Raw genomic sequence first — 6,495 nt, 5'->3', positions numbered from 1 at the left:
GAAGCACAGCGGCGCGAGCTTGCGAGCGTCCGGCAGCCGAAGGCTGCGTACTGGTGCGTTTGGTTAGGCATTTTCTTGCTCGAATTTTATACCCATTGTCATTGGCGGAAATACATGCCTGATTACAATTTTGCTGCCATTTTCTAGGGCTATGATGTATTGATTTATGACATCCTCCCCCAAGCAATCCGTTTGAACTACCTGCTCCACCCTCATCGGAAGGCAGGAGACCTTGAGGAGTGACGGAAGATTCACAGCTTCTATCTTTTCCAGCGACAACCCCAGACCTGGGTAGCGGCCCGTAGTTTCCACCTCACATGGCTGGACTAAGAAAATCGATTGATCGTCAAAGACCAAATTAACGTCATAGCAAATCAGAAAGCCATCATTGGTATCGTCCTGCCAGGCAGGATGAACCTTCTCGTGGCTTTTCCCAACGCGAACTTCCACAAGGCACTTTCGATCTAAACTCATGCTCTCAATCATAGATCTGCCTAACGCCGCCAGCACGCGCGGTTTTGTAGTGAAGGCGAAGCCGCAACGGAAAAGCCGTCGCTGTGCCTGGCCTGGTTATAAGGCATGTAACTCCCACTGAACCTTGCTGATCTTGTACAAAACATGCTCGCAAAGCGAGTCAGAAGGTTCTAGGTCAGGATGCTCAAACTTGCTGGTATAAGCCATCCCAATTTTCTCCATGACAGACTGCGAGCGAATATTACTCACTGTCGTAAAAGAGACCACTTCATCTAAGCCCAAGTGAGTAAAAGCATACCGCAATGATTCTTTGGCGGCCTCTGTCGCGTAACCCATACCCCAATATCGTTTCGCAAGACGCCAGCCAATCTCAACACATGGTGAAAAAGGCATGCTTTCCTTGGGAGTATGCAGACCCACAAATCCAATAAACTTACTATGGTTAGGAATCTCAACTGCCCAAAATCCCCACCCACGCTCAGCGATGAGTGATCTGATTTTCTCCCCCATTGCGTAGCTTTCTTCAACTGTAAGAACCTTAGGGAAAAACTCCATCACATCCTCATCCTCACACATCTGTGAAAAAGGAAGGAGGTCTTCGTCATTCCACTGTCGAAGTATCAATCGTTCCGTTCTAATCATGTGCCAGATGATGCCTTATAACGCCGTGTACAACGGCAGTTTTTAAGTCGTGGCTTTGTGGATTACTTTTGCGCAGCAAAACCACAAAGCCACGACTTAAAAACTGTCCAGCGCACGAAGTGCGCGGGTTGATACACTTTGTTACATGTTTGATACGCCAATGCTCCGAGTCTTTATATGACCAATGAAGTACCGCAAAGAAAGTATTCGATAGCGAAGAAATAGAATCAGAGAAGAAAACGCCCCAACTAAAGCAATAATATTTTCAAGCTTCCTAAGCTCAAGAGCCAGAACCAGAATGACATAGAGTATGGCAAAAAATAAAGCTGAAATTACAGCCAACTTTCCGGCAGCCATCTCTTTCCGGTCATCGTACACTTCAACCAAATAGTGTTTGCAGATGGGGCAAATTAGAGATTTTTGCTTATCGCTCCAATCTTCACAAATACTACTTCTTTCATCGAACAAATGCTTGCAATTTCCACACTCATATTTATTCATAGCATTTACATGTAACGTCGCGTACACGGGCGCGAGTTTACGAGCGTCCCACCGCCGCTTTTTGGCGGTGTAGTGCTACGCATTGTTAAATGATTTGGCACGGCTACGCGCCATCCATAATAAATGTATGGAAACAGCTATGGGTAGAATAATTACCCAAGAAAGCCACCAGACTTTAAAGAAAAACACTAAGCCAGAGGCAATGCCAGCCAGTATACCTATGGATAGCATTACGAGATATCTTGGTGGAACGATTCTCTCATCTGCCACGAGGCTTAATCCAGTGACAAACAGCCCCGTTATACCAATCCAACCTGAAGGAACAGAAATAGCCAAAACCCACCCAAAACCTGAATAATTACCGGATAATATCTCTGACACTGCGCTCGGCCAAAGGACGGTCGACCAGAGCAAAAACCCTAGAGCTGGCACTATTGCGACAACTACTTCAGCAGATATGTACGGCTTAAGGTTCATAGGCATTTAACGCCCGCCATAAACGGCCGAGTGAAGCGAGGTCCGGCGACCGAAGGGAGCGTATTTAATGGCCTTGTTCTGTGTAGACTCGCTACTACTGCGTTGCATAAATTTTATAGGCCTCGGTAATATCATGAGTAATCTCATCGCTCGTGCTGGTGTTCAGCTTGAATTTCAAGCATGATTCTACTCGCTCAAGCTTCGCTATTTCAGATTCTCTATTCATGCTTTTAGCGCGTCCGGTCTTCAACTGCGCTAAGCGCGAGGCGATTGTGATCGACAGGCCCCCTCCAAATGTCCTGAGGCTCTGAAGATCAGCGCCATCTTCGATCATACTCACAACGCGACTAAAAGCCTGATCTACGTCACTCTTTTCGTATATTTTCATATTCTCATTGACACAGAACGCCCTTGTTCAGCGGCAGCCTGCGGCGAAGCCGCGTTTAGACTGTCCGATGGAGGCGCCGAAGGTGCCGGAATGCACTGGAACAGTTTGTTAGCGCTACTCCTCATAAACCACTTCCATAATATGGCACTCTGAAGTTTCACTGTCCAGGCGAACAGAGCAAATGCTTGTTACTTGCCCGTAACTTCTAGATGTCAAAATACAGCTAGTGCTCAGCTCGTTTTTTGATCCGGGATAGCTATCCTTATAGGAAATGGAAACTCCATCCCGGGCAATTGGCTCAGGCAGACTATTTGCAAGTTCCTCACTCAGCTCACGCACCCAGAATGGCCGGTCTTCTGTTTCTTGAAGGAGTACTGCTATCGCGCCAGCAACCGACTCCAAAGCCCGCAATCGCTCAGTTTCATCGTGCGTGCAAGGCCAATCTTCATGAGCCATTGCATTGGGCAATAGAAGAAATGTGCCTACGCAGATTCCTAAGAATGTCTTCATGTGTTCCTGTCGCTAACGCCTGCAATATGCGGCCGGAGTGGAGGCGCAAAGCGCCGTAACGGAGGTCCGGCCACAGCCTGCTGTGGCGCACATAATTGCATTGTTAGGCATTTAGGTAGATGACTCCGAAGACACCGAAAATGCCAAGCAAAGCGTAAGCTGTGAAGTTTACAAGCTTTCTCTTTACCGCACGATCATCCCACTCCTGGTAGGGTTTAAACAACCACAGAACGCCCGGAACAACTAGAATTAGAGAAAGATAGCCTAGTATGATAACGGCGCCTAAGATCGTGTTATTTAGTGACTTTGGCAGCAATGTCAGGCACAGAGTGCCTAGCATGAATACGGGTACAAACAATCGAAAGAATACCGTTTGCTCCCACTTAAAGCCGCAACGCTGACAGATATTCGGTGTCATCGCGTAAAGCCAACGCTCTGATAGGATGTCTTTCGATTTACACTTAGGACATTGCATCATTCGGGGTGCCTAACGCCGCGCACACCGGCGCGAGCTTGCGAGCGTCCGACAGCCGAAGGCTGTGTAGTGCTGCGCTTGGTTAACTGTTTTGTACGAATGTAAGTTCCGCAACGTTTTTTAAGACTCCGTATCCCATGGTGAGAATATCGTCAGATTTAACTATCGGACTCTCCCCAAGACATTCAAACGACGACTTTCCAAGAATAGTACCACCGGTAGTAAGAATGGACTTTATATGCGCTTCTCCCGACTTTAAGATCGGTCTATCTCGTATGCTTTCCGTATTTGGTGGCTCCTCACCATGCCAGTCAATTAGAGCCCCAAGAAATGTTTTCGCTCTAATTCTACCATCGTGCATGTCGGCTAGCTTGGCCTCTACGATCCCACAGGCATAATGCCCATTGCTTAGAGGAATGGACCAAAATTGCCCTGGCTCAAGATAGGTTGTCGACTTCGGCTCAAATGGATATTTCATACAGTTAACGCCCAGCTTTAGGGCGGACTTGGAGCCGCGCAGCGGCGGAAAGGCCGTCCCAGCCCCGAAGGGGCGATAACAGCTGATTGTTAACTGGTCTCACCAAAATCTCCACCATGGTCGTTCTCTGCCTGGGTGGGATATGTTTAGGTAAGTAGGTTCTCCTCGGGTTCCAGATCGAGAAACAGGAGTTATTTGTACCTCTATGTCAAAAGCCTCTTGCTCATAGCTAGAACCATCCAGCCATATAAAGACAAATTCATTTGGATTAACGAATCCAGAGGGTACGACGGGCTCTTCTTCAAACAGCATATCTTCGAATTCACCTTTCACCAATTTAAATATAAACCCGGTGTCTGGCGGCATCTCTATCGCTTTTAGAATAATAACTCCCGCATCGGAGCATGAGTAAGGATCACCGTCATTTTGTCCTCTAACGATTTCAGTTACTTCAAACTTAGTGGACTTTGGCTCGATACTCTCCGATACCTCAATTTCAAAATCTTCAAGTGTCCTAGCGAACGAACACGCTAGTGCAGGTGAACTCATAAGAAGTGCCATTACGACTATTGCTTGCTTCATACGCTATCCAGTTAACGCCGCGCACACGGGCGCGAGTTTACGAGCGTCCCACCGCCGCCTGCGGCGGTGTAGTGCTGCGCTTTGTTAACCGAAAAGAATGCCATATAGAACACCCACGGTAAGAATAACAAGACCAGCATGAAAAAATAGTATGAAAGGCCATGCCAAAGGTCGCCCCCCTTCTACCATCAATGTACCAGCCAGCCTTCTCACGGGCCCATAGTAAATAATTATTGCAAGCGCCAAAATTGACCAGGCATGGATAAATACATGGACTGCCAAAAAGAAAGCACTCGAATGCACCCAAAGACCGAAGAATGAACCTGCCAGAGCAATTACGAAAGTCCAGCGAAAGGGGTAAAGCTGGTACGCCTTCCGGGTGTAGTATTCTCTAATCATATTCATGCCGATCCGATACGCCTGGTTAACGCCGCAAGCAAAGGCGCGCGTTAGCGCGTCCAGTGGAGCGAAGCGGAACGATTTTGCCTTGCTTTGTTAAATGCAGTTGGCACATCGCCCAGCTACTCCATGTGTTTTTCGATAATTTCGGAAGTGCAGATTGCGCCACAGACCTTACAGGTTCCACCAATATACTTCCGGCCACCGTCGATATATAGCTCTGGATTGTTGATGCCGAGATCAGCTTCGTTGCAGTCATCGCACCACGAATCGTTGAGATATATGTCCCTATCAATTTCCGGAAGAGCACTAAGGTCGATAATTTCTTTCATCTTCTCTCGGGCATTTAACGCCCCAAGCAGGGGAATATTTTGCGTTTTGAGCGCAGCGAAGCAAAATATTTCCGCTGCCTTGGTTTGTTAACTGCCATTGCCAGAACCCGTAGCTTTAGTTGCTGGCAATAGCTGGTGTATGCTTTCAAAGCACCTACCTCCGGGCCACAGAACATCAACTTGATCGTTCGGCATCTCAAAGGGGGGCTCGACGATCTGCCCTACACCTACACCGCGACCCCAAGAGTCGAAGTCATTAGGCTGCCAAGTTGTTGGGTTTTTCTTTACGTATTCCCCAACTTTGAATTCCATAAATCAGTCCGAGTACTGGGTGACAGTTAACGCCTAAGCACACGGGCGCGAGTTTACGAGCGTCCCACCGCCGTTTACGGCGGTGTAGTGCTGCGATTGGTTATGTGCCTTACCGAGGATTAATGACATTACTTGCCTCCAAAACAAGATCACTGGATGCATCTGAGGATTGCCAGTAGAACTCAATATCCCCGATGCTCGGAAAACCCTCGAAGTCACTTCGGAAATGGAAATGTCCGCGATCAATCTTTAGCTGCTTAAGTGCTGCTATCAGTTCATCGATTTCCTTCGATGTAAGTCCTAATATTAAGCCCTGCCAGCCGGATTCAAACTGTTCCACTTTAACTTTCAAGGTTCACTCTCCCGAGAGCACATAACGACGTGCGCATGGGCGCGAGTTTACGAGCGTCCCGCCGACGCTTGCGACGGCGTAATGCCGCACCTTGTTAAGCTTGTTTACTCTGACCATATTACTTCACTGCCAGCACCATCATGTTCGCCCCAACGCAGGACAATTTGACGTTTTGGATAAAACTCTTTATTGCTTTCAAAACCGTGAAAACTTAAATGAACGTAATGATCAAAGCACCCGTTTAGCGTGATACTTCCCTGCTTCGGCCGAACCCTCACCGCTTTAATGTCGCTAAACGGCTCTGGGAAAACACCTTCGCTATCCGCTTTTAGTTCGGAGTACAGACTGGCAGAATCTAAGGAAAATCTCTCCATATCATAATACAGCCTCGCCAGCCGCTCGTCAGGCATTCCCCGTGCATATGCAACTGACTCAGAATCTTCTCCGCATGATGTTGCAGCACCGCCAAGAAATATCACGACTATAAACATCACCCCAAATATGGCAATTATCGCTACGAATGCATACCACAGATATTTTAAAAATTTACTCATACTTTGAAGCTCGAGAGCT

At 47.6% G+C, this 6,495-nt stretch carries 9 protein-coding genes; all 9 read right to left on the bottom strand.

The features are described 5' to 3' along the window. Nucleotides 1–63: 63 nt before the first annotated feature. Nucleotides 64–486, bottom strand: a complete 423-nt coding sequence (locus DKW72_RS16080; RefSeq protein WP_111643413.1) for a hypothetical protein — start codon at nt 484–486, stop codon at nt 64–66. 84 nt (nt 487–570) lie between these two features. After that, entirely contained in the window at nt 571–1,116 is a 546-nt protein-coding gene (locus DKW72_RS16075) for a GNAT family N-acetyltransferase (protein WP_111643412.1), read from the bottom strand. 141 nt (nt 1,117–1,257) lie between these two features. Then, nucleotides 1,258–1,617 (bottom strand): hypothetical protein, encoded by a 360-nt coding sequence (locus DKW72_RS16460; RefSeq protein ID WP_157960521.1) that lies wholly within the window; start codon nt 1,615–1,617, stop codon nt 1,258–1,260. Between the two features lie 571 nt (nt 1,618–2,188). Beyond that, a complete protein-coding gene (locus DKW72_RS16065; protein ID WP_111643410.1) occupies nt 2,189–2,482 on the bottom strand; it encodes a hypothetical protein in 294 nt (97 codons plus the stop codon). A 114-nt stretch (nt 2,483–2,596) separates the two neighbouring features. After that, a complete protein-coding gene (locus DKW72_RS16455; protein ID WP_157960520.1) occupies nt 2,597–2,992 on the bottom strand; it encodes a hypothetical protein in 396 nt (131 codons plus the stop codon). A gap of 1,052 nt (nt 2,993–4,044) precedes the next feature. Beyond that, entirely contained in the window at nt 4,045–4,527 is a 483-nt protein-coding gene (locus DKW72_RS16450; protein WP_157960519.1) for a hypothetical protein, read from the bottom strand. A gap of 521 nt (nt 4,528–5,048) precedes the next feature. Beyond that, complete coding sequence (locus tag DKW72_RS16040; protein ID WP_111643405.1) at nt 5,049–5,258, bottom strand: hypothetical protein; 210 nt, start codon at nt 5,256–5,258, stop codon at nt 5,049–5,051. Nucleotides 5,259–5,679: 421 nt separating this feature from the next. After that, a complete protein-coding gene (locus DKW72_RS16035) occupies nt 5,680–5,922 on the bottom strand; it encodes a hypothetical protein (RefSeq protein ID WP_111643404.1) in 243 nt (80 codons plus the stop codon). 104 nt (nt 5,923–6,026) lie between these two features. Beyond that, nucleotides 6,027–6,495: hypothetical protein (locus DKW72_RS16030; RefSeq protein WP_232522440.1), on the bottom strand; the 469-nt coding region annotated here is incomplete at its 5' end.

The organism is Marinimicrobium alkaliphilum (assembly GCF_003259155.1).
Classification (GTDB): Bacteria; Pseudomonadota; Gammaproteobacteria; order Pseudomonadales; family Cellvibrionaceae; genus Marinimicrobium_A; species Marinimicrobium_A alkaliphilum.
The sequence above is the reverse complement of the archived record's forward strand: the minus strand, read 5'-3'. Positions and strand labels throughout refer to the sequence as shown.

Bases quoted from the DNA above. Each gene is read 5' to 3' on its own strand.
- DKW72_RS16040 (WP_111643405.1), bottom strand. From the start codon at position 5,258: ATGAAAGAAATTATCGACCTTAGTGCTCTTCCGGAAATTGATAGGGAC.
- DKW72_RS16080 (WP_111643413.1), bottom strand. From the start codon at position 486: ATGATTGAGAGCATGAGTTTAGATCGAAAGTGCCTTGTGGAAGTTCGC.
- DKW72_RS16460 (WP_157960521.1), bottom strand. From the start codon at position 1,617: ATGAATAAATATGAGTGTGGAAATTGCAAGCATTTGTTCGATGAAAGA.
- DKW72_RS16065 (WP_111643410.1), bottom strand. From the start codon at position 2,482: ATGAAAATATACGAAAAGAGTGACGTAGATCAGGCTTTTAGTCGCGTT.
- DKW72_RS16455 (WP_157960520.1), bottom strand. From the start codon at position 2,992: ATGAAGACATTCTTAGGAATCTGCGTAGGCACATTTCTTCTATTGCCC.
- DKW72_RS16450 (WP_157960519.1), bottom strand. From the start codon at position 4,527: ATGAAGCAAGCAATAGTCGTAATGGCACTTCTTATGAGTTCACCTGCA.
- DKW72_RS16075 (WP_111643412.1), bottom strand. From the start codon at position 1,116: ATGATTAGAACGGAACGATTGATACTTCGACAGTGGAATGACGAAGAC.